This window comes from Oleiphilus sp. HI0086, from assembly GCF_001635225.1.
Genome location: NZ_LWFZ01001372.1, coordinates 1 through 790 on the forward strand (window position 1 = coordinate 1; position 790 = coordinate 790).

General features: G+C 40.4%; 1 protein-coding gene. It reads right to left on the minus strand.

Annotated features, from left to right (window positions below):
- Positions 1-773, minus strand: a 773-nt coding sequence (locus A3756_RS23580) for a DUF1631 family protein (RefSeq protein WP_156490728.1), incomplete at its 3' end; no start/stop codon positions are given.
- Positions 774-790 lie beyond the last annotated feature (17 nt).

Consider the following 790-nt stretch of genomic DNA (forward strand, 5'->3'; position numbering starts at 1 on the left):
TCCACAAGGTCAACTTCTTTATATTCCTTTTTCTTAATCCCGAGCTTATCAACAAAAATGAATTTACTACTCGCAGCAATCTTCACTACTAGCTTATAGCGCTCCGCTTGGTCACCAATCGTAAGTGAGACCCAAGCACCTATAGTCAATTTCTGTACTTTCGCTAGTGCTGATACTTCAAGTTGGGCTTTTTTCTTATCTTCGCGCCTTTTAAGTAGTTCTTTAGTACGTTCGGCAATTTCCTGCGCTCTCTTTTCTGCCTCTTCTTCGGCAAGTCGTTTTTCTTCGAGCAGTCTCTCTGCTTCTTCTTTCGCTTTCTCGGCGGCAGCGATTCTGGCTTTCTGCTGTGAATCAGCTACTCGCATCAGCCCCTTAACACAAGCATTAAACACAACAGAGAATGACTCCCCTTGCTTGTAAGGTTTAATCTCACCTTGATTGAGCAAGTGGTCTAACTCCTGACGGGTATATATGCCCGTTTTCATCCCCAAATAATTACCAAACAAAAACAAGCCAGCATAGTCAAAGCGGTTCAATAATATCATTGAAGGTGAACTAGCTTGGTCTGTACCCATTACAAACCAGTCACTTTCTTCAAGATTGAGTTTTTCTACCGAATCATTTTGAGGTACGGAGCTATCACCAACCTCATCTTTATATAATATTCTTGAGATATCGAAATGACTAAATTGTTCATTAAGTGTTATATCAGTCGGTACTGAAGTATAGGGAACAAAAGAATCGCAGAACTCTTGTTTAAGCAATGAAACCATACTTTCTTCTAAGGCAT